At 45.4% G+C, this 20,106-nt stretch carries 22 protein-coding genes and 1 pseudogene; 20 read left to right on the plus strand and 3 right to left on the minus strand.

What is annotated here, in order from left to right; all coding sequences use genetic code 11:
* The first annotated feature begins 170 nt into the window (after positions 1-170).
* On the plus strand, positions 171-890 hold the full coding sequence (locus tag AC5ELV_RS20415; protein ID WP_493431623.1) for a pirin family protein: 720 nt from the start codon (positions 171-173) through the stop codon (positions 888-890).
* Between the two features lie 183 nt (positions 891-1,073).
* Here the strand turns inward: AC5ELV_RS20415 and AC5ELV_RS20420 are convergent, their stop codons facing one another.
* Positions 1,074-1,301, minus strand: coding sequence for a DUF1128 domain-containing protein (locus AC5ELV_RS20420; protein ID WP_013373034.1), 228 nt, complete (start codon positions 1,299-1,301; stop codon positions 1,074-1,076).
* A 120-nt stretch (positions 1,302-1,421) separates the two neighbouring features.
* Between AC5ELV_RS20420 and yyaC the strand changes: the two genes are divergently transcribed.
* Together yyaC and AC5ELV_RS20430 are read left to right on the plus strand one after the other, a co-directional pair.
* Positions 1,422-2,012 carry a spore protease YyaC gene (yyaC, locus tag AC5ELV_RS20425; protein WP_493431624.1) on the plus strand — a complete coding sequence of 197 codons (591 nt, stop codon included), beginning with the start codon at positions 1,422-1,424 and terminating at the stop codon, positions 2,010-2,012.
* Positions 2,013-2,101: 89 nt separating this feature from the next.
* Positions 2,102-2,896: an alpha/beta fold hydrolase gene (locus AC5ELV_RS20430; RefSeq protein ID WP_493431625.1), complete on the plus strand. Its 795-nt coding sequence runs from the start codon at positions 2,102-2,104 to the stop codon at positions 2,894-2,896.
* 94 nt (positions 2,897-2,990) lie between these two features.
* On the opposite strand, the gene AC5ELV_RS20435 is transcribed toward AC5ELV_RS20430, so the two are convergent.
* Positions 2,991-3,557, minus strand: coding sequence for a pyridoxamine 5'-phosphate oxidase family protein (locus tag AC5ELV_RS20435; protein WP_493431626.1), 567 nt, complete (start codon positions 3,555-3,557; stop codon positions 2,991-2,993).
* A gap of 388 nt (positions 3,558-3,945) precedes the next feature.
* Between AC5ELV_RS20435 and AC5ELV_RS20440 the strand changes: the two genes are divergently transcribed.
* A complete protein-coding gene (locus AC5ELV_RS20440; RefSeq protein WP_493431627.1) occupies positions 3,946-4,602 on the plus strand; it encodes a DUF6483 family protein in 657 nt (218 codons plus the stop codon).
* Positions 4,589-5,803, plus strand: coding sequence for a class I SAM-dependent methyltransferase (locus AC5ELV_RS20445; protein ID WP_493431628.1), 1,215 nt, complete (start codon positions 4,589-4,591; stop codon positions 5,801-5,803). The genes AC5ELV_RS20440 and AC5ELV_RS20445 overlap by 14 nt, the downstream gene beginning before the upstream one ends.
* A gap of 81 nt (positions 5,804-5,884) precedes the next feature.
* On the opposite strand, the gene AC5ELV_RS20450 is transcribed toward AC5ELV_RS20445, so the two are convergent.
* Positions 5,885-6,208, minus strand: a complete 324-nt coding sequence (locus AC5ELV_RS20450; protein WP_013311916.1) for a hypothetical protein — start codon at positions 6,206-6,208, stop codon at positions 5,885-5,887.
* Positions 6,209-6,351: 143 nt separating this feature from the next.
* On the opposite strand from AC5ELV_RS20450, the gene uptA reads away from it, so the two are divergent.
* The 15 genes and pseudogenes from uptA (at position 6,352) to AC5ELV_RS20525 (ending at position 19,693) form a co-directional block, all read left to right on the plus strand.
* A complete protein-coding gene (uptA, locus tag AC5ELV_RS20455; RefSeq protein WP_493431629.1) occupies positions 6,352-6,966 on the plus strand; it encodes an undecaprenyl phosphate transporter UptA in 615 nt (204 codons plus the stop codon).
* A gap of 1 nt (position 6,967) precedes the next feature.
* Positions 6,968-7,537: a thioredoxin family protein gene (locus AC5ELV_RS20460; RefSeq protein ID WP_493431630.1), complete on the plus strand. Its 570-nt coding sequence runs from the start codon at positions 6,968-6,970 to the stop codon at positions 7,535-7,537.
* Between the two features lie 3 nt (positions 7,538-7,540).
* Complete coding sequence (locus AC5ELV_RS20465) at positions 7,541-8,170, plus strand: MBL fold metallo-hydrolase (RefSeq protein ID WP_493431631.1); 630 nt, start codon at positions 7,541-7,543, stop codon at positions 8,168-8,170.
* Between the two features lie 243 nt (positions 8,171-8,413).
* Complete coding sequence (locus AC5ELV_RS20470) at positions 8,414-8,623, plus strand: hypothetical protein (protein WP_493431632.1); 210 nt, start codon at positions 8,414-8,416, stop codon at positions 8,621-8,623.
* A gap of 80 nt (positions 8,624-8,703) precedes the next feature.
* Positions 8,704-9,090, plus strand: a complete 387-nt coding sequence (locus tag AC5ELV_RS20475) for an ATPase (RefSeq protein ID WP_493431633.1) — start codon at positions 8,704-8,706, stop codon at positions 9,088-9,090.
* A 368-nt stretch (positions 9,091-9,458) separates the two neighbouring features.
* Positions 9,459-9,746 carry an Asp-tRNA(Asn)/Glu-tRNA(Gln) amidotransferase subunit GatC gene (gatC, locus tag AC5ELV_RS20480; RefSeq protein WP_013311910.1) on the plus strand — a complete coding sequence of 96 codons (288 nt, stop codon included), beginning with the start codon at positions 9,459-9,461 and terminating at the stop codon, positions 9,744-9,746.
* 28 nt (positions 9,747-9,774) lie between these two features.
* Positions 9,775-11,232, plus strand: a complete 1,458-nt coding sequence (gene gatA, locus AC5ELV_RS20485) for an Asp-tRNA(Asn)/Glu-tRNA(Gln) amidotransferase subunit GatA (protein ID WP_023990257.1) — start codon at positions 9,775-9,777, stop codon at positions 11,230-11,232.
* Positions 11,233-11,258: 26 nt separating this feature from the next.
* Positions 11,259-12,704 carry an Asp-tRNA(Asn)/Glu-tRNA(Gln) amidotransferase subunit GatB gene (gene gatB / locus AC5ELV_RS20490; RefSeq protein WP_493431634.1) on the plus strand — a complete coding sequence of 482 codons (1,446 nt, stop codon included), beginning with the start codon at positions 11,259-11,261 and terminating at the stop codon, positions 12,702-12,704.
* Between the two features lie 129 nt (positions 12,705-12,833).
* Positions 12,834-13,295, plus strand: coding sequence for a GNAT family N-acetyltransferase (locus tag AC5ELV_RS20495; RefSeq protein WP_493431635.1), 462 nt, complete (start codon positions 12,834-12,836; stop codon positions 13,293-13,295).
* 98 nt (positions 13,296-13,393) lie between these two features.
* Positions 13,394-14,107 (plus strand): MgtC/SapB family protein, encoded by a 714-nt coding sequence (locus tag AC5ELV_RS20500; protein WP_493431636.1) that lies wholly within the window; start codon positions 13,394-13,396, stop codon positions 14,105-14,107.
* An 83-nt stretch (positions 14,108-14,190) separates the two neighbouring features.
* Positions 14,191-14,843 (plus strand): annotated as a pseudogene (locus tag AC5ELV_RS20505) (hypothetical protein).
* Between the two features lie 7 nt (positions 14,844-14,850).
* Positions 14,851-16,254, plus strand: coding sequence for a DUF4097 family beta strand repeat-containing protein (locus AC5ELV_RS20510; RefSeq protein WP_493431637.1), 1,404 nt, complete (start codon positions 14,851-14,853; stop codon positions 16,252-16,254).
* Between the two features lie 108 nt (positions 16,255-16,362).
* Entirely contained in the window at positions 16,363-16,794 is a 432-nt protein-coding gene (locus AC5ELV_RS20515) for a Fur family transcriptional regulator (RefSeq protein ID WP_013311903.1), read from the plus strand.
* 188 nt (positions 16,795-16,982) lie between these two features.
* On the plus strand, positions 16,983-18,701 hold the full coding sequence (locus AC5ELV_RS20520) for a glycosyl hydrolase family 18 protein (protein WP_493431638.1): 1,719 nt from the start codon (positions 16,983-16,985) through the stop codon (positions 18,699-18,701).
* A gap of 113 nt (positions 18,702-18,814) precedes the next feature.
* Positions 18,815-19,693, plus strand: coding sequence for a nucleotidyltransferase-like protein (locus AC5ELV_RS20525; protein ID WP_493431639.1), 879 nt, complete (start codon positions 18,815-18,817; stop codon positions 19,691-19,693).
* The last annotated feature ends 413 nt before the right edge of the window (positions 19,694-20,106 follow it).

The following is a 20,106-nucleotide window of genomic DNA, read 5'->3' on the forward strand; positions in this document are numbered from 1 at the left end:
AATAATGAACTTAAGAGCAAAACCCGACGGAGACGACAGGCTGATTGAGGCATTTAAGCCCGGGGTAAAGGGATCGTATCACAGCGTTTGTTAATGCCAGGGCCGGAAGTGGAATAGTAATTACAAAGCAAGGCTGCTTTACGGAACTGGAATCCATGGAGGTGTTAAGGATGATTAAGATAGTGACATCGGCGGAAAGACATACCTCGAATAAAGGATGGATTCATAGTGAGTTTAGCTTTTCGTTTGCCGATTATGAAGATCCGAGCAATGCGCATTTTGGCTGTATGCTAGCCCATAATGATAACGAGCTTGAACCGCAGCAAGGCTTCAAAAGACATCCGCATCACGATTTGGAAATCGTCACCTATGTAATTGAAGGCCAATTGCATCATAGCGACAGCTTGGGACATGAGCAGGATTTGAAAAGCGGCTCGATCCAGGTTCTGAGTGCAGGCACCGGAATTGAACATGAAGAGCGAAATACTGGGGATGAAAGACCGGTTCGCTTTTTGCAAATGTGGTTTTTACCTGAGAGCCCTGACATTCAGCCTTCTTATCAGGTGCAAAGATTTAAGCACAGTGAACGTCTAAATCGGCTTCAGCCTGTTGTGTCTGGTTCAGAAGTGGAGGGAGCGTTATCCATCGCGCAGGATATAAATCTGTATCTGAGCAGATTGGAAAAAGGCCAGCAGCTTGAATATCCGCAGCAAGAGGAGCGCCGCACCCACATTTATGTAATTAGCGGTCATGTGGAAGTTATGTGCCAGGATGGAGATTTTCAGTTAGGGCCTGGTGATGCCGCGCGAATTCAAAAAAGCTGTACATTAAAGATACTAGCTACAGGTAATGAGGATATATCTGAACTGGTGTTAGCAGATTTACCTTGAAGTATCCTTGAGTGAAATGAAAATGTATATGTAATCGAAAAATAAAGCTCGTATCCCCGTTGCGCGTCTGTTGAGACGAGCGGAGGTACGAGCTTTATTTACGGTGACAGGGCCACTGGCATGAAGGCTGTTGCTCATGATGATAGGTTGTAATACAGCTAAGCTGTCTTCCTATAAGCTAATTCAGGAGGACTTGCGCAATCTGCCCAGTTCAGAAACAATAGCTTCAACCTCGGAAATGCTCAGGTTAGGCTTGCTTATCACCATATCATAGACATCATGGATGTCCTCGTATTGCTCCAGCGAGAAAGCGGAAGCCTGCATAGCAGCACCACTCGCCATACGGAGCTTGGTTTTAATACCCTCAATCATATACTCAATGTTGGCATGAGACGGTACAGACAAATCCATCGTTAATTTTCCATCCTTTCATAACAGGGGAAGTTGCCTGTATTGTATCATGTTTTTGTTGTAGAATGTACTGAAAGCCAGATTATCGATATACAACCGAATCAAGGAGGATGGACAAAGTTGTCTTTGTATAATCGAGCTTCCGCGCCCGGTCGCTCGTCCTTAGAACATAATGTAAAGAAAACAGATCGAGATGGACTCGCGCCGTTTTTCCGAGAAATTCATCATCAACATGCTATAGATAAGTTGACTTTTGTTTGCATCGGTACGGATCGCTCGTCGGGTGATTCACTCGGGCCATTGGTAGGCACCATGCTCAAGGAGCAAGGCTTTCAGCATGTGATCGGCACAATGACGGAGCCCTGTGATGCGGATCATCTGGTTTCATACTTGGAGTGCATTCCACAAGATCATTATGTGATCGCCATAGATGCTTGTCTTGGACAGCACGGCTCAACGGGAATGTTTCTTATTGCGCGTGAACCGCTAACTCCTGCGCGATCAGTGGGGCTGTCTCTTCCGTCAGTTGGTCATTATAGTGTTGCAGCGATTGTGAATGAGCGCAGTCCCAAACCCTATTGGACACTCCAAATGACGTCGCTTCACTTGGTCATGACCATGGCTGCGCATATTGCTAATGCGGCGGCTTATGAATTTGGTTTGAAAACAGCTTCGCAAGATTTTCCAGAGGGTTACCGTTTCAGATATTGATGGTCTGCTTAATAATATACATCAGCATTGTTCTACTTAATAATATATTCAGCTTCAATAGATTATATACAGAGAAGGAAGGGTTCCACATGGAAAAGGTATTATGCGAAGGAACGACGATCTGCTATGCCGAACAGGGAAAAGGAGAACCGATCATTCTATTGCACGGGTTTTGCGGAAGCTCCTCCTATTGGGATGAGGTTGTTCCCTTGCTGTCCCAAAGCTATCGTTGTATTGTTCCAGACCTGCGTGGACACGGACGCAGCGATGCTCCACTAGGAGCCTATACTATTGATCAAATGGCAGATGATGTGCTTAAACTTCAAGAACAATTGGACATCCCTCAGGCTGCTTGGTTTGGTCACTCTCTAGGAGGCTATTTAGCCCTTTCGGCAGTGCAGAGACATGCAGAGCGCCTTACAGCCTTTGGACTGATTCATTCGACAGCTTATGCAGATACGGACGAAGGGAAAGAAAAACGTAACAAGGCTGTATCTACCATCCAAACGGAGGGGATTACCACTTTTGTAGATGGACTCGTACCGGGACTGTTTGCTCCAGATCATGTGGAGTCGATGTCCAGCCAATTACTTAAAGTCAAAGAAATTGGCTACAAAACACCACCACAAGGAGCCGTAGGAGCATCGCTGGCTATGCGCGAGCGTACTGATCGGCGGGATGTGTTGTCGGCTTCTGCATTGCCAGCCCTTTTAGTAGCGGGTGAGCAGGATCAGGCGGTTCCTCCCGCGCGAACGTTTACAACAGATCGGGCCGGAGTAACTCAGGTTACCCTACCGGAAGCAGGTCACATGAGCCTGTTTGAGGCACCGGAGCTATTAGCTAATGCTATCTTGGCGTTTTTGGAGCAGGACTTGAAAAAGTAGACTGAGGTAAGCCCAAAAAACCGGAACCTTCTGATGTGATAATCAGAAGGTTCCGGTTTTTGTGTAGTCAATTATTTTTAGGTGTGTAAGGTGTCTAATTTATATTGCTTTTGTTAAAGGCAAACGCTGTCGGCAAACCGTCAATACTCTCCAAATTTTTCTCATAGGCATATTTTTTAAGTGCTTCTTCTCCCATCTGAATCGCGACTTCCTTCAGCTTTTCCCGTTCGCTCGTGTATGTCATAGATGGAACCGCAAAACCACATGAATTCTGCACCATGTGAACGTCCACAACAATGATTTGTCTTGCACCGGGAAGCGGGTTGAAGAGTGGGTACAGCTCATTCCATTGCTTAGTATCGGGCAGTGCGACGGTACCAGTACCATAGAGCTTTAGTACACTGGGAGCGCCCTCAAATGCACAAAACATGATTGTTACCCGTCCGTTCTCTATAATGTGGGCGCTTGTCTCGTTGCCGCTTCCCGCCAAGTCGAGATAGGCTACCCTTTGGCCCGATAGAATACGAAAGGAATCATATCCCTTGGGGGAAAGGTTAACGTGGCCTGTCTTGGATAGCGGTGCTGATCCTACAAAGAAAATATGCTGCCGCTGTATAAACTCTTGATGTTCTGGTAATATCGAGCTAAATTGTTTACCCAAACTCCATCATCCTTTCTCACAAAAACATTCGATTTTTTTGTTTCTAAAGAAAATAATTAATATGAATTGTTTTATGGGATGTTTAAATATACTGATTTTATTTTTGTTTCGTATGAAACAAAAATATCACGATACTAACGAAGAAGCAATATTTATTTTTGAAAAAATCGTCATTCGCTAGTCGATGATCAGCTACAGAGTACCGTAGGAATGTCACTCATACGTGAGCATTCTGACCACCTGATCATTGATGTTATAAACTGAGTGTGAATGTTATAAGTGGTATTTGTGCATTAGTGGGGCATTTGGCTTTTAGACAAGGATGTCATACAATCAGAAGACAGGGTTCCTGGTTGTCTAGGCATCGGGATGAAAGGAAGGGAACGGCTTGCTTAGAAAAGACTATTTGCTCAGTATGATGGAAGAATTGACATCCGCAGTAGCATCGGTGCTCGGTCTAAGGCGTGAAAATAAACACATCGAAGCGCTGAAACAGCTAGATGACCTGCTCAACAAGCAGTTTCGTCTTCGTTCAGATTTGCTCAGACGATTGCCGCCGGAACAAATTATTGAACTTTTCCGATTGGGGCCTGGCATTGAAGCGGATAAGCTTCAGCAGGTGGCTCGCATTTTGGAGGAAGAAGCCGTGATTTACCTGGAAACCAGCAGAACAGACGAAGGTATACGAATCTTGATGAAATCTCTTCATTTATATTTGTACAGCGATACGAATGGCGCGACTCGTGATCTGCAGGTTCTGCCTGAACGAATAGCGTGTATCGTGAAGCTGGTGCGCGAATATGAGCTCCCCCCTGAAACCAGCAAGCTGCTGGCTGTTCATTATGAGCAAGAAAACAGGTTGGACGAAGCCGCCGATGTCTGGTTTGGATTGGCATGGGAGCAGCCAGAGCTGCTAGCGGAAGCGGAGACGTTTTATAGTCAATTACTGGATAAGACCAATGCAGAACTGGAGCTGGGTGGAATTTCACGCCAGGAAGTCACCGAGGGTTTGACCGAGATCACCCAATTACATGAAAGAAAGTGAGATGTACCTTTTGGATTCACTGCGCGAACTTATATACCAATTGACCACGGGAGGATCCCTCATAACAGCGACGCTGAGTCAGCTTCGCAAACGGGAGGATGCTTCTTTTACTAAAGTGCAAATTAAACCTGTAGAACTGAAAAACAAGCTGCATTACCAGTTTGCTTTTCATTACAGCAACAAAGTCATTCATGAAAATCTGACCCCTGACGAAGCTAATGAGCGTATGACTGCCTTGTTTGAGGACACGTTCCGCCAAGGACTTCTATGCGCCAAGGATGCAGACTACCAAGTGCTGATCAGTAAAAAATATAAAGTATCCATTCTGACAAAGTCACCGAGCAAAAGTAAAGCCGACCTGTCTCATAATCGCAAAAAGCAATATGTGCTCGAAGAAGGGGAACGAATTCCTTTCCTGATTGAGCTGGGGATTATGAATGAGGATGGAAAGGTACTGGCCCGTAAGTATGATAAGTTTCGTCAAATTAACCGGTTTCTCGAAATGGTGCAGGATGTATTGCCTAGCCTTCCGGTAGGTCGCCCATTGACGATTGTGGATTTTGGCTGTGGCAAATCGTATTTGACCTTTGCGCTGTATCACTATTTGGCTGTACAGCAAAAGCGACCATTGCAGATCGTTGGTTTAGACTTGAAGGCAGATGTCATTGAAACCTGTAATGTTCTGGCTCAAAAGCTGCAATATCGACAGTTGGAGTTTCTGGTCGGTGATATTGCAGACTATAACGAACTGGAACAGGTGGATATGGTTGTTACCTTGCACGCTTGTGATACTGCAACAGATGCGGCGCTGGAAAAGGCCGTCCGCTGGGGAGCTTCCGTCATTTTGTCAGTTCCGTGTTGCCAGCATGAGCTGTTTAGCCAACTGGAAAATCCGGTATTGGAGCCGTTGCTTTCCCACGGCATTTTGAAGGAGCGTTTTTCTGCACTCGCTACGGATGGAATTCGGGCCAAACTGCTTGATATGATGGGATATCGGACACAGCTGTTGGAATTTATCGACATGGAGCATACACCTAAAAATATTCTGATTCGTGCCGTCAAAGGGCAAGCGGGAGAACAATCCGTTCTGTGGCGTGAATACACAGCATTTAGGGATTTTATTCATGCAGATCCTTATTTGGAACGCGCTTGTGCGGATTTGCTTCCCGAAGGAGCGGGGAAAAAGCAGACACGTAGCTAGGAATATCGTAAAAGTGGAGCCACTGCGGGGTGGCTCCACTTTTTTTGTAGTTCACAGTTCATGGTTGCAGTACACAAACATCTATCCGCCATAGGCACTTCTAAAAGCGGTGCACAAGACATCGCGATCCACCTTCCACAATGCCGCGAGCTCCTCGCTGACATCTTCGTCCCACCAGTCGCACAGTAGTTTGCGATTACTATGGTTTTCCGCAATCCAGATAAGGTGTCCGACGACCTTGCGGCAGTATAGCTCCTCGCCCTGCTTGACCAGATCAGGAGCAATGTGAACAGGTAGACGTTTGCAGGTTCGATACAACTCTTTGGTACATGCGCGGCGGATACCACGAGCCGTGGGTAAACGGGATTGTGAATTGTCATGTTTGGGGAATTTGCCGGGAGGCATATTGTACCCCCTCCTCTCTCTCACAACTTATGCGGGCAGAGGAGCCGGGGTCACTGCCCCCCTATTTGTGTGAAGTGGCGACTTGTTCTGCCGCTGTGATACACTAATGAAAATAGAGAAACAGGCAGGGAGTGGGAAGAGAAGTGGACCAAATATCTAGTATCATTAATAATTTGTTTGAGATCATCCGTAGTCTTGGGTATTTTGGTATTATGCTAGGCTTGATGGTGGAGGTCATTCCAAGTGAAATTGTCCTCGCTTATGGCGGTTTTTTAGTGCACTCAGGTCATATTAATTTTTTTGGCGCAGTCGTTTTTGGAACGATTGGCGGAGTGCTGGCCCAGTTGTTCATTTACTGGATTGGGCGCTATGGCGGCAGACCGGTATTAGATAAGTATGGGAAATACATACTTATCAAAAAAAGTCATGTTGACCACGCCGAAGCCTGGTTTAATAAATACGGCACAGGGGTCATTTTCACAGCTCGCTTTATCCCTGTTGTGCGTCATGCCATCTCAATCCCTGCCGGGTTGGCTCGAATGAACGTATGGCGCTTTATTATTTTGACGACGCTAGCGATTATACCTTGGTCTGTTTTGTTTATATATTTAGGTATGCTGCTAGGAGACAAGTGGGAGCAAATTGACGAAGTGGCAGCACCTTACATCAAACCTATTTTGCTAGTTGCCCTTGCGCTCTTGATCATTTATTTTGTTATCAAATGGATTGTATCCAAAAACAAAAAAGGAAGTGTATAACATGAGCCGTACTAATGTATCGCAATACTTCGGAAAGGGCTTAAGCCCTGAACAGTTTATGGAGGGCATGGAAAAGAACAAAGAAGCCTTCCGCTCTGGGTACGATCAGTTTGTGTGGAATCGCGAAGAGGATCAAGAGTATTTTGAAAGCCTGAACCATCGGGATGATCTGCGCGTGCTTATTTTGGCTGCCGACTGGTGTGGAGACGTGGTGCGCAATGTGCCAGTTGTGTTCCGCGCGCTGGAGAATAGCGGGATTCCGACCGAAGTATTAATCTTGGAAAACCATCAGGCGCTGATGGATGACTTTCTGACAATGGGCGGACGTGCTGTGCCGATTGTGATTTTTGCGGATACAGGAGGTCACGTACTTGGCCACTGGGGGCCACGCCCTGCACATGTCCAACAAATCATGATCGGATTCAAACGTGAAAATCCAGATCGTGAAGCCGATGATTATCAAGAAAAAATCGCAGTTGCTCGTAAAGAAATGGCTGAAAAATATGGGGAGGGAACCGAGGTCCATCCTGTAATTGTTCAGGAATTACGCGAGCTGATCTCGGGATTTTAACTTATGACATTATCTATTCGCAGCTTTAATCTCGGCCCGCTCCAGACGAATGCTTATTTGCTTCAAGGAGATGATCCACAGCGCGCCGTTATTATTGATCCTGGAATGAATCCGGGACCTTTGCTGAGAGCGATTGAATCCCTGACCATTGAAGCTATCCTGCTGACCCATGCCCATTTCGACCATATTGGAGGAGTGGAGGAGATTCGCAATGCGAAAGGATGTCCGGTGTATCTGCACGCCTTGGAGCAAGACTGGCTCACATCTCCTAAGCTGAATGGCTCCCTGATGTGGCCAGAGGCATCTCCTCCGATCTCGACGGAACCTGCCGAATATGATTTGGCTGAAGGTCAGCAATTGAACCTGATCGGGCATACGTTTCGGGTTTACCATACACCGGGCCATTCACCCGGAAGTGTCAGCTTTTTGTGCGGCAAAGATCTTTTTTCCGGGGATGTGCTATTCCGTCAGGGCGTCGGACGCACGGACCTAACTGGTGGCCGAGAACGGGATTTATATGATTCTATTCAGAACAAATTGTTCCCGCTCGGAGATGACGTTACAGTCTATTCCGGTCACGGTCCCAAAACGTCCATCGGTTATGAGAAAGCTAATAATCCGTATATCCGGTGAATATGGTGAACGTTTTCAGGAGGGGCAAAATCAAAGGTGTGACAGGTTTTGCACCATTTCGACAACAAATTATAAATTATGTATAGACAAAGGTTTTTATTTTTGTTAACATGAATTTATTAAAGTTACATACTAAACTCGCGAAGCACGCAAGCTGTGGATGAATCCCGGTTTGCGTTCTTTTTTTTGCCCATTAAGAGGATAAAGAGGCATGAGGCCGTCAGATCACAAGGGGGAGCAAGAATGAAAAGAAAACATATATATGGGGTACAACGTGAGATTGGAGGTAGTTTCCGTGTTCCCAATATAATAGATATTGAAGATTCTGTGATAGGTTCCGAGCCGAAGATCATAACTTGGAAAAAGGTGAAACGACGGGACGGAAACCCTTCACAAAACTGGCATGTAAGACTGAATGAACACAGGCTGGGACGTGGAGACGGTCGACTATGAAGATACATAGATGATATAGACAAGCTACTTTTTTTTTAGTAGACTTAGCAGATAAGTTCAGACAAACGGGGGGGCTAACGATGCATCATTTAGGAGCTAGAATTATGATCGTCGCGGATGCTTTTGAGCAGAATCTTCCTGTGGGCGAACATGGTTATATCATTGCTTACGACCGTAATGCGGACAATGCTTTTGACTATGTCATTCGCGTACCGAAGGTGAACCGCAATTTTTTTGTACCATCCGGAGACATCGAGCTGGAAGAGAGTATTCTCAAGCTGGAAGCCGAGCGGATTGAGCGTGAAGCGCTGATAGATTACGCCCTTGCTACCCATAATGAGAAACTGTTCATGCATGTGATGAACGGTGGTATTGATTCGGTAGAGACTGAAGAAGAAGAAACCGCGGCAGAGTTGTTGTCAGAGGCTGATTTTATCAGACAAGTCAATTTGCGTGCTTGGATATAGGAGTTGGCTACTGCCGACTCTTTTTAAGAATATATAAAGGGCACAGTCTCAGCTCCTATAGTTTTCTCGAAAGAGCACCGAAAGGTGCTTTTTTTATATTCTTTTAACAACATTTACCTCATCGAAGTGCAGTTTGCTTCTGTACCGCGTCAAAGATTGAATTGTAAAGGGTTCTATCCTATAATTAAAAACGTTATTTCAAAGTTCGGTGCAGCATTTTTTAATATCAGGATTTTGCAAAATTCGATTCCAGTCGCTCCGAAGTGCAATATGTAGACGAACTAAATCATTTTGATCTATACCTTGCTCATTGGAAGTCGCTTATTGGATTTTTTGCAAAATCCTCATATACATGAGGAGGGTTTTGTATGAACATTTCCACGGAAGATGTCCGTCACGTAGCCAAGCTGTCCAGGTTGAATCTGACCGCGGCTGAGGAAGAAACGATGACAGGACAATTAAACGCCATTCTCCATTATGCGGAGAAGCTGAATGAGCTGGATACGGAGCAGGTAAAACCGACCACTCATGTGCTGCACGTCAGCAATGTCATGCGAGACGACGAAGTTCGCGAAAGTTTGACACATGAGCAAGTGATGCGCAATGCACCTGAAGAAGAAGACGGACAGTTTAAGGTTCCTGCTGTTCTGGAATAGATCTCATATATTGAAAGGAGGATGCAAATTGAGCTTGTTCAATAACACATTGCCCGAGATACATAACAAGCTGCATCAAAAGGAAATTTCCGTGAGTGATCTGGTGGGACACGCTCTGGAGACGATTGGTGCGCGGGAAGACAAGATCAGAGCCTATATTACCGTTGACGAGGAACAGGCCCGTGCATCCGCACGTCAGCTGGATGATCAACTGATTTCCGGAGAGGAAAGAGGGTTGTTGTTTGGCCTGCCAGTTGGCATTAAGGATAATATCGTGACAGAAGGGCTGCGTACAACATGTGGCAGTCAGTTTTTGAAAAATTTTGATCCCGTTTATGATGCAACAGTTGTTAGCAAGTTACGCGCAGCGCAAACCGTGACACTCGGTAAAATGAACATGGACGAATTCGCCATGGGCGGCTCTAACGAGAACTCCAGCTTTTTCCCTGCACGTAACCCTTGGGATTTAGAACGTGTTCCTGGCGGTTCCAGTGGCGGCTCGGCTGCGGCTGTTGCAGCGGGTGAGGCTTATTTCACGCTCGGTTCGGATACAGGTGGTTCCATTCGCCAGCCCGCTTCTTACTGCGGTGTAGTTGGCCTGAAACCAACTTATGGTCTAGTATCCCGTTTTGGACTGGTGGCTTTTGCCTCCTCTTTAGACCAAATTGGACCCATTACTAAAAATGTTCAGGATTCGGCCTATGTCCTACAAGCCATTGCAGGCTATGACCAGAAGGACTCCACTTCTGCAAAGGTAGATATTCCTGATTATTTGAACGCTTTAACCGGGGATGTAAAAGGACTACGTATCGCTGTGCCTAAAGAGTATCTTGGTGAGGGCGTCGATCCTCAGGTCAAGGAGAAGGTGCTGGATGCACTGAAAACGCTGGAAGGACTGGGTGCTGTTTGGGAAGAAGTGTCTCTCCCTCACACAGAATATGCGGTAGCTACATATTACCTGCTGGCTTCATCCGAAGCGTCATCCAATCTGGCCCGTTTTGACGGCGTGCGCTATGGTGTGCGTTCTGACAATCCGGACAACCTGCTTGATCTATACCATCAGTCCCGCACGCAGGGTTTTGGTCCCGAGGTGAAGCGTCGGATTATGTTGGGTACCTATGCACTCAGCTCTGGTTACTACGATGCCTATTATTTGAAAGCTCAAAAAGTGCGCACACTGATCAAACAGGATTTTGATCGTGTATTTGAACAATATGATGTGATTATCGGACCTACTGCGCCGACAACAGCTTTCAAAATCGGCTCACAAGTGGACGATCCATTGACGATGTATTTGAACGACATTTTGACGATTCCGGTGAGCTTGGCTGGTGTGCCAGCCATCAGCATTCCGTGTGGTCTTGCGGATGGAATGCCAGTCGGACTACAAATTATTGGAAAGGCCTTTGACGAGTCTTCCGTGCTTCGCGTAGCCCATGCTTTTGAACAAAATACCGAATTTCACAAGCAGCGTCCGCAGCTGTAATTTGCTAAAAAGGAGGGAACCTATTCATGTCTACAACTACATCCAAATATGAGACAGTCATCGGACTTGAAGTGCACGTGGAATTGCATACGAAGTCTAAAATATTCTGTGGATGCTCGACATCCTTCGGAGCACCACCCAACTCTCATACATGTCCGGTCTGTCTCGGTCATCCAGGGGTGCTGCCGGTATTGAACCGTCAGGCCGTTGATTATGCAATGAAAGCAGCGATGGCGCTGAATTGCACCATTGCTGATGTGAGCAAGTTTGACCGCAAGAACTATTTTTACCCCGATTCACCTAAGGCTTACCAAATCTCACAATACGATCAACCCATTGGCGAAAATGGCTGGATTGATATTGAAGTGAATGGTGAGACAAAGCGTATCGGTATTACCCGACTGCATCTGGAAGAGGACGCAGGGAAATTAACACATGTTGATGGTGGCTACGCATCTTTGGTCGATTTTAACCGGGTCGGCACACCATTGGTCGAGATCGTTTCGGAGCCGGAAATATCTTCGCCAGAAGAAGCCAAGGCCTATCTGGAAAAAATACGTGCCATTATGCAGTATTGTGACGTATCCGATGTGAAGATGGAGGAAGGATCACTTCGCTGCGACGCGAATATCAGTCTTCGTCCGCATGGACAAAAAGAGCTGGGAACTAAAGCGGAACTGAAAAACATGAACTCTTTCCGTGGTGTACAGCGCGGACTGGAATATGAGCAGTTCCGGCAGGAGCAGACGCTGGACGAAGGCGGGACGATTGTACAGGAGACACGTCGTTGGGATGAGGCACAAGGTAAAACCTTGTCCATGCGTGGTAAGGAACAGGCCCATGACTATCGTTATTTCCCAGACCCGGATCTCGTTACTCTGCATATAGATGAGGAATGGAAAGAGCGCATCCGTGTTTCGATTCCTGAATTGCCTGACCAGCGTAAAGCACGCTACACTTCAGAATTTGGACTACCTGAGTATGATGCGCAGGTGATTACGTCCTCCAAGCCATTGGCCGATTTGTTCGAGGATAGCCTTCAATTCACCAAGGATGCCAAAGCAGTATCCAACTGGATTATGGGGGATCTACTCGGTTATTTGAACAGTGCCGGTGTAGAGCTGTCGCAGGTTAAATTGACCGGTCGGGGCTTGGGTGAAATGATCGGACTGCTGGAGAAGGGAACGATCAATAGCAAAATTGCTAAAACGGTCTTCAAGGAAATGCTGGAAAGTGATAAACTGCCACAGCAAATTGTTGAAGAAAAAGGGCTTGTACAGATCAGTGATGAGGGTGCAATCCTGACAATTGTCGAACAAGTTGTAGCAGCTAACCCGCAATCGGTCGAAGATTACAAAGCCGGCAAGCAAAAGGCCATCGGCTTCCTAGTCGGTCAAGTGATGAAGGAGAGCAAGGGAAAGGCAAACCCTGGCCTTGCTAATAAGTTGCTGACGGAAGTACTGAACCGCTAATGGCATAGATTTGACAGGGGCTTGTCTTTTAGGGACAGGCCCTTTTGCATAGACGCTGAGAACGATTGGCGCGAACAAGCTTTAAAATCCAGATGGCATTTTATGAGTTTCCTTAGGAGGGAAAACAGCATGGTTACCCTATGTTCATTGGAAGATGATGATATCGTCAGTCAGATATGGCGTTTACAACACGTTGCCTATAGGCTGGAAGCTGAGCTGATTGGGTTTGATGAGATTCCTCCACTGATGGATACATTGGATACGCTGAGAAGCTGTGGAGAGTCTTTTTATGGGTGGCTGGAGGACGGTGAATTGATTGGGGCGCTGGCTGTGCAGTCTGAGTCGCCCGATTCACTTACTCTTACACGTATGATGGTTCACCCAGATCATTTTCGTAAAGGCATTGCAGACTCCTTAATGAAGCATGTTTTGAATGAATATCAAAATATGCCGTTGTTCATCGTCTCTACAGGAACTTTAAATACTCCTGCGGTGACATTATATCGAAAACATGGCTTTCGCCCCGTATCTGCGGTGGAGGTCGCCCCAGGCGTGGAATTAACCACCTACCATCTGCATAAGTTGGAATAGCATTGAGATATCATTAAATTGGCATTAAAAATGCACATAAGCCCACAAACCGCGCACCCGGAGTGGGAAGCACGACATAACCGGGAGGAGTGACTTGAATGGATAATCCGTGGATTATAGACGATTCACATATCATTTTACGGCTGTTACTGTCCATGCTTCTCGGTGGATTCATTGGCTTTGAACGCGAACGTTCCAATCACGCAGCTGGTTTGAGGACTCATATTATGGTCAGTCTTGGTTCGACGCTGATTATGCTACTCTCCATTTACGGCTTTGCCGATTTTATTAAAGAAGCTAATGTACGCATAGATCCCGCTCGTTTGGCTACGGCTGTAATCACTGGCGTAGGCTTTTTGGGTGCAGGGACGATTATGTTCACAGGTAAATCCATTACCGGACTAACGACTGCGGCTTCCATTTGGGTCGTTGCTGCTATTGGCCTTGGGGTCGGAGCAGGTTTTTATTTCCCGTCTATAGCGGCGACAGTACTCGTATTTTTAAATTTATGGGTGTTTAACAAAGTTGAACTTCGGTATATGCGTGGACGCAAGCGTCATCTTATTACATTGTACGGATTGTCCTCTCACGGATTGCTGGAGCAGATTTCGACTTATTTAGAGCAAGAAAAAGTGGAAATACGTAAAATAACGATTAAGGAACATGAAAATGTCCCATTTCACGAATTACATCCAGATCGGCAGAGTATGGAGGTTTCCCTAGAGGTGCTGGCCCGCCATGATTTTAATCCCGTACGTATTGCAGCTGATTTACGACAATGGGAAGATATAGCTGCAGTCTCTGTTGAGTGATAGGATACCTTTTTTTAACAGTTACTCGTAAATCCGATTGGGGTACTATGTAAGCATCGAAGTATTTTTCAGCGGAGCCACGTATGGGATTCAAAGGGGAGGATGGCATGAACTCGGAACAACCTTTACCGTCTGGAGAGGCTGGACAGCTACAAGCATCGGAACAGCGGGAACAACCCAGACAGGGGAAGCGTCTAAGGTACGCTAAATTTCGCAAAGTGATTGCTATTATCATGGCGGCATTGTTACCCGGACTGGGACATCTTTTTTTAGGGCTGTTTATTAGGGGGCTTAGTTTTATTGTATTGCTCCTGCTAGATATTTTTGCGATGCTGTATGTTTCCTCTGACGGTCTGAGGATCAACATTCCATTACTTATTTTGCTTGGATTGTTTATACCCGTTTTATATTTTTATAATGTATATGATGTCTTACAGTCTGCAGATTACATGGTTCGTTATCGGCGTAAGCCAGATCGTTATGCACGAATGGATGCTAAAGGCCAGCAAAGTAGTCCTTTTTATGCATGGGAGAGAGGCTTTGCTTTTGCTGTGCTAATGGTGGCAGGCGGTGGGCTTATGATTTTGTTTCGCATGAAACCTCGCTGGTTGAGCAATTTCTTTGAGGATTACGGATTCCTTACGCTGGCCATTTTATTAATGATGATCGGTCTATTCCTTTTTCTAAGGGAAGCCTTTCTGACCTTTAAGCGTAAAAGTTGAAAGAAAGAGGGTGAAGCTGGCGTGCACCGCAAAATAAGAGTCGGGCGCTACACCTCTTCGCTTCTGTTGATGGCTGTAGGCGTTTTGCTTATTATAGATGTGTTTCAAAATACTGAATATATGCTTCAGCTCCTCGTTTGGTGGCCCGTAATCTTCGTGCTTTGGGGACTGGAGTATCTGATTTTTTTTGCCGTGTATTATCGTAAAGAAGGCAAGTCTGACAACGGACGACGGTTCCGACCTGACCTAAAGGGGATTCTGTCCGCTTTGGTAGTGGCTGCTTCGGTTTTTATCGTGACTCAGCAAAATCATTATATGTATCTGTGGAACCGGGTCAGTCTCAATCTGACGTCAGCTTCTATGGATTTTAGCCAGGCTAAAGAGAATCGGTATGATATGGGTGGTATGCTGGTACCTGTAACTATGCAGACGTCCGATTTAGTAGTTGATTCGGTTAATGGTGATATAACACTGATCAGACGGCCTGTGTCCAATATAGAGGTACGTGGGACTCTATGGGTAGATCAAGCGCCTGCTGCCGAAGCGGACAAGATTGCTCAAGCTTCTTCACTGACTTCTACCGACGGCAAGACTATCCAGATTCGTCCGGAGGCAAAGTCGTACGGAGCATCAAGCAAACGTCAGCCCCGTGTGAACATGTTGATTACCGTGCCGGAGGACCGGAGGTTCAATATGCAGATTAGAACCTCCAACGGGAATATTACCTTGAATGGAGTTGATGCTATTGACAGCATTCGGCTCGAGAGCGGTAATGGAAATCTCACCGTTAATGACGCTATCGGCAATGTCAAGGGAGGCACGCTGAACGGTCAGGTTAAATTGCATCGGATTTCTGGAGATGTGGATGTGCGCACGAACCGTGGCGACATGCAGGCAGGCGATATTGAAGGGGCTGTGACACTACACACCATGGTAGGTGACATTCAGCTCGCTCGTTCGGAAGGAGATATCACCGTTGATACTCAGAATGGTGACATGAATGTGCTGAATTCTACAGCCAAGCTGAATGCAAATTCGCTTAATGGCTCTATCAAAGTGCATAGCGAGCAGGTAGGCGGAGATTGGAAAATATACAGTGCTGTTGGTGATATCGTATTGGATCTTCCGTCGAATGGAGATTTTCAGTTAGAGGGTTCAAGCAGTTATGGAAATCTTCAATCCGATTTTCCATTTAAAATAGACAGTAAAAGTATTTCAGGCCAAAATGGGACAGGCAAGTATGCGATCAACGTAGAGGGCAACAGTAATTTAACCATTAAAAAGTTACTGATGCCGTCGTTACCCGACTTGAATGATTCCGGGGGTACGACTGCGCCCGATACATCTGAAAGCTCTCCGACTGAACCCGGAGCTCCTGAGACAGATACCTCTATAGGAATATCCGGCGACAATACGGCGCGTTGACAAGAAACTTGAGTAGACCGTACAATGTGAGTAGGTTTAGAAGTAAGTTGTAAATAGATGCGTGGTAATTGATAGGATCGTAAGTAAGGGATAAGGCGGTGGACATATATGGCAGCACGCGTCCAGCATGCTTTGGAACTTCTGAAGAAGACAGGTGTACGCATAACACCCCAGCGTCATGCCATATTAAACTATTTGATGGAAACCATGGGGCACCCGACTGCAGATGAGATATATCGAGCGCTTGAGTCCAAGTTTCCAAGTATGAGTGTGGCTACGGTTTATAATAACTTAAAGATGTTTATAGAAGCGGGTATGGTACATGAGTTGACCTATGGAGATAACGCCAGTCGTTATGATGCCAATATTTCGGAGCACTATCACATCATTTGCGAAAAATGCGGAAAGATTGAAGATTTCAGTTATCCGTACTTGGCTGATGTGGAACGCCATGCCGCGTTGGAAACAGGCTTCGAGGTGCATGGACATCGTATGGAGTTACACGGAGTATGCAAAGCTTGCAGTAACAAACAAACGTAACGAAACAAGGAATAGAAGTTTTTTGTGCGGTATGTATATATTGTAATGGATTGGAAACGTGAGGAATTCCCCATAAGCGGGGATTTACCGCGTTTTTTTGTTTAAATCACTTTATTTTTGTTTTAAGTAGTAATCTGTTGAGGTTACAAAATACGGAAACTCAAAGTTCATACAATGGAGGTTCAATATTGGCCAGAAATCATTCCAGACGCCGCCGTAAACGTTCACGATTCAAAGGAGCGGCAAGCCTGCTATTATTTGCAGCGATTATATGTGCAATTACTGTCGTATGGTTTGGTAATCCCCTTCACGAGAAACCCGATTGGCAGGGCAGTGTCCGTCCTATTTTTATGCAGGGCAAGTTGACTGGGTATGAAGCTCAAAGCTCCGGCAAGAACATGCTGGTGCCGCTTAAATTGGTGCAAAGTCAAATTGATCCTACGGTTCGCTATGAGGATGACAGCCAAACCGTCATTATGGCGACGAGACAAAGCCTGCTCCATATGAAGGTTTCGAAGGCACAAGGGGAGCTGAATGGTAAAACATATGCGCTGAACGCAGCCCCTCAGGTAATCAATGGAGAGGTGTATATCCCTCTAGAGGCTGTGCGTGAAGTATACGGTGTTTCTATACACGAAGACCCTGTAACTGGTGCTGTCATCCTAATGAAAGCTGGAGAGAAGGTCAGGCTGGGGAGTGTAGAAAAGAAGGATGGCCCACAGGATGCTAGAATTGCTTTACGTAAAGAAGCCTCTAGCCTATCTTTCATTTTGACAGATATATCTCAGCGGACGAAGGTACGTATTTGGTCCAAAGAGGGCGATTGGTATTTTGTTCAATTAGACAATGGCTATGCGGGATACATTAAGTCAGACCATGTCGCTGAAGGAGAAGAGCTGGTGATCCCTTCGGTTAAGGACGATTTGTCCATCTCGGAAAAACATTGGGAGGGTAGATCGGTAAACCTCGCTTGGGAAGCCGTCTATAATCGTAAGCCCGATCCATCCAAGTTTGATCCTATGCCTGGAGTAAATGTGGTGAGCCCTACATGGTTCAGTGTCGTTGATCATGAGGGCACTGTAGAAAGCAAGGCAGATCCTGCCTATGTCAGCTGGGCACATCGCAAGGGGATGGAGGTTTGGGGCTTGTTGAGCAACAGCTTTAATCCTGAATTAACAACAGAAGCATTGTCTACCTTTGAACGTCGAAAGTCGATTGTAGATCAGATGATTTCACTTGCCCTAGAAAATGATCTGGACGGTATTAATATTGACTTTGAAAATGTTCATACGAAGGATGGCCCCAATGTCACCCAATTTTTGCGGGAACTTAAACCGATGGCTCGGGAACATGATTTAATACTGTCCATTGATGTTACGCCTAAATCTCAAAGTGAGATGTGGTCAGCTTTTTTGGATCGAAAATCATTGGGCACCATCACAGATTACCTCATGGTAATGGCGTATGATGAGCATTGGGCTGCTAGTCCAAAGGCTGGTTCTGTCGCCTCGCTACCATGGACGGAAGCGTCAATTAAGCGAATTATTCAGGAAGATGAAGTGCCGTCTCAAAAAGTGGTTTTAGGTATTCCGTTATATACTCGCGTGTGGTCCGAGACTCCCAAAGAAGGGAAGATTAAGGTCACTTCCAAATCACTTGGCATGGAGTCAGCAGCCGATATCATAGCCAAATTTAAGTTGAAGCCCAAGTTTAGAGCTTCCGAAGGCCAGAATTATGTAGAGTATACAGAAGACGGCGTGGTCAAAAAGATTTGGCTAGAGGATCAGGTATCTCTGAAGGCAAGAGTAGATCTTGCCAAATCGCTGAAGCTCGGAGGAATTGGTGCGTGGAATCGAACCTTTGCAGATGAAAACGCTTGGGTAACACTGAAAAAAATAAGTGAATAAGATAAAAATTTATACAATTGAAGAAGGAAGTTTCTTATTTATGTAGAAATGATCACATGTAATCCAAATATCCAATTTGCGGTCATAGCCGCCTTGCAGGTATGGAGGGAGAAGTGCAGCTAACCAAATTAAATCTAATGTATGATGAATTGTTGCAGGAAGATTCAATAGGTATTATTTCGTACAGAAAGCCGGGAGAGTATTTTCACGGTTCAATGTTGTATGACTTTGATGAACTCATTCTAATTATTGGAGAAGGCACCAAGCCAGTTCGTTCTATTCAACACTTATTTATGAATGGTTTAAGATGCCAAGTGTTGTACTCAACGCTCAGTTGTCTGAAGGAATGGATTATCGCTGGTGAACAAGCCAACATTATAGATTATGTGCTAGAAGGTCGTATGGTCTGGGAGCGGGATAACAGGGTCCGTCTTTTAAGACAGGAAATTGTTGATTTTAACGATCCACTGCGGGAGCAGAAGCGATTTCATGAGTTCTCCCGCTTTCTGGTCAATTACGTTCATGGTAAAAGAGCGGTGCGAGAAGGGCGGATCATTGACGCTTATCAAAGTGTTCTGAAAGCATTGGATCATTGGGCATCTATTGAACTCATTGAACGGGGGATTTATCCAAAAATTCACTTATGGGTTCAGGTACAGCCTCTGAATCGAACGATTGACAAACTGTATAACGAACTCACATTAAGTACGGAAACCTTGGAACAACGGGTTGAACTAGTACTGCTTGCTTGTGAATTTTCAGTTATGTCAAAAATGGAGGAATGCTCATCTCCGCTATTCCGTATATTAGGCAGCAGACGGGAACCTTGGTCTATAAATGAACTTATTAATCATCCTGAGCTAAAGAATCTCCAATTGGATCTTACCGTCGTGCTCCGTAAACTGGTATTTCGTTCACTTATTAGAGAAACAGCTGTCGGGGATTTTAGGGATCGCGGACAAAATCGTGAACTGCGTTACTCTCTTATTTGATGTGCAGGGGTTGATTTGTCAGGAAGAAAGATTGTTAAACCGACCTTTCTTCCTTATTTTTTGCGTGATTTAGTATTTATAGATAGTTAAAAAATATAAATTATTTATTTAGGTTGACGAGTATATAAAATATGTGATAAGTTATAACTCGCCCCATTAAGCAGCATGAATAATTTCGAACTGTTTAAAGCAGGATAAACGTGTTGCATCAAGCGAAAAAAATAAATTTTCAAAAAAAAGCTTGACGGAAAATGAGGTTATGTGTTACATTATTTAAGTCGCCGCTGAGACGCGGTGGTGAAACAAAGTAAGACATAATGCAGGTTTGATCTTTGAAAACTGAACAACGAGTGAGTACGGATTTTGTTTACAAAATCCAACGCTGAAATTTTGGTACAAGCCATCAGGCTGTA

This window comes from Paenibacillus sp. NMA1017 (genome assembly GCF_058895805.1).

What these genes read in the sequence shown, in the direction of transcription:
- AC5ELV_RS20460 (WP_493431630.1), top strand. Translation starts at nt 6,968, where the DNA reads ATGAGCCGTACTAATGTATCGCAATACTTCGGAAAGGGCTTAAGCCCT.
- AC5ELV_RS20515 (WP_013311903.1), top strand. Translation starts at nt 16,363, where the DNA reads ATGGCAGCACGCGTCCAGCATGCTTTGGAACTTCTGAAGAAGACAGGT.
- AC5ELV_RS20415 (WP_493431623.1), top strand. Translation starts at nt 171, where the DNA reads ATGATTAAGATAGTGACATCGGCGGAAAGACATACCTCGAATAAAGGA.
- gatC (WP_013311910.1), top strand. Translation starts at nt 9,459, where the DNA reads ATGAACATTTCCACGGAAGATGTCCGTCACGTAGCCAAGCTGTCCAGG.
- gatB (WP_493431634.1), top strand. Translation starts at nt 11,259, where the DNA reads ATGTCTACAACTACATCCAAATATGAGACAGTCATCGGACTTGAAGTG.
- AC5ELV_RS20430 (WP_493431625.1), top strand. Translation starts at nt 2,102, where the DNA reads ATGGAAAAGGTATTATGCGAAGGAACGACGATCTGCTATGCCGAACAG.
- AC5ELV_RS20475 (WP_493431633.1), top strand. Translation starts at nt 8,704, where the DNA reads ATGCATCATTTAGGAGCTAGAATTATGATCGTCGCGGATGCTTTTGAG.
- AC5ELV_RS20495 (WP_493431635.1), top strand. Translation starts at nt 12,834, where the DNA reads ATGGTTACCCTATGTTCATTGGAAGATGATGATATCGTCAGTCAGATA.
- AC5ELV_RS20445 (WP_493431628.1), top strand. Translation starts at nt 4,589, where the DNA reads ATGAAAGAAAGTGAGATGTACCTTTTGGATTCACTGCGCGAACTTATA.
- AC5ELV_RS20450 (WP_013311916.1), bottom strand. Translation starts at nt 6,208, where the DNA reads ATGCCTCCCGGCAAATTCCCCAAACATGACAATTCACAATCCCGTTTA.
- AC5ELV_RS20470 (WP_493431632.1), top strand. Translation starts at nt 8,414, where the DNA reads ATGAAAAGAAAACATATATATGGGGTACAACGTGAGATTGGAGGTAGT.
- AC5ELV_RS20465 (WP_493431631.1), top strand. Translation starts at nt 7,541, where the DNA reads ATGACATTATCTATTCGCAGCTTTAATCTCGGCCCGCTCCAGACGAAT.
- AC5ELV_RS20500 (WP_493431636.1), top strand. Translation starts at nt 13,394, where the DNA reads ATGGATAATCCGTGGATTATAGACGATTCACATATCATTTTACGGCTG.
- AC5ELV_RS20420 (WP_013373034.1), bottom strand. Translation starts at nt 1,301, where the DNA reads ATGGATTTGTCTGTACCGTCTCATGCCAACATTGAGTATATGATTGAG.